The sequence below is a fragment of the Pseudomonas sp. 51_B genome, from assembly GCF_017491595.1.
GTDB lineage: Bacteria > Pseudomonadota > Gammaproteobacteria > Pseudomonadales > Pseudomonadaceae > Aquipseudomonas > Aquipseudomonas promysalinigenes.
In genome coordinates, this window is record NZ_JAFGYW010000087.1 from 1 (window position 1) to 683 (window position 683).

At 59.4% G+C, this 683-nt stretch carries 2 protein-coding genes; both read right to left on the bottom strand.

Annotation, left to right across the window (positions count from 1 at the left end):
* Positions 1-322: HAD hydrolase-like protein (locus J5M56_RS23760; RefSeq protein ID WP_207937914.1), on the bottom strand; the 322-nt coding region annotated here is incomplete at its 3' end.
* Positions 309-683: pseudouridine synthase (locus tag J5M56_RS23765; protein WP_243430879.1), on the bottom strand; the 375-nt coding region annotated here is incomplete at its 5' end. The genes J5M56_RS23760 and J5M56_RS23765, both read right to left, overlap by 14 nt.

The window sequence follows — 683 nt, forward strand, 5'->3', positions numbered from 1 at the left end:
GGTGATAACCCTGCTCGCGAAACGATGCCATCGACTCGACCACGCCCTCGAACAGCGGCGAAGGCACGGCTTCGGCAGCGATGTAGTGATCGGCGTAGCACTCGCGAAACGCGAGCATTTCTGCGTCGCTGATTTCCGGGTACAGGGTGCGAATCGCTTCCGGCAAGCCAAGACCGATGATGCCTTTGACGGCGAAGTCATCGCGCAGCTCGAAACCGGAACGCCCGGACGCCGAGTGCATCGCCTCGACGATCCGATGAATGGAATCGGCGAGGGTGCCGTCCCAGTCGAAAATCAACAGCTTGTAATCAGATGGGCGCACTCAATCGCTCCACGGTTTTGGCCCACATTTCATCGACGGGCGCTTGCAGATTCAGCTTGCCGCCGTCGGGCAGCGGCACCGTCAGCATGTAAGCGTGCAGGAACAGACGCTTACCGCCCAGATCGCGGATTTCCTTGGTGAAATCCTCGTCGCCATACTTACTGTCACCGGCAATGCAATGGCCAGCATGCAAGGTGTGCACGCGAATCTGGTGGGTACGACCGGTGACCGGTTTCGCCTCGACCATGGTGGCAAAATCGCCGAAGCGGCGCAGCACCTTGAACAGCGTCAGGGCTTCTTTGCCTTCATCGTTAACTTCGACCATGCGCTCGCCGGAGCGCAGATTGCTCTTGAGCAACGG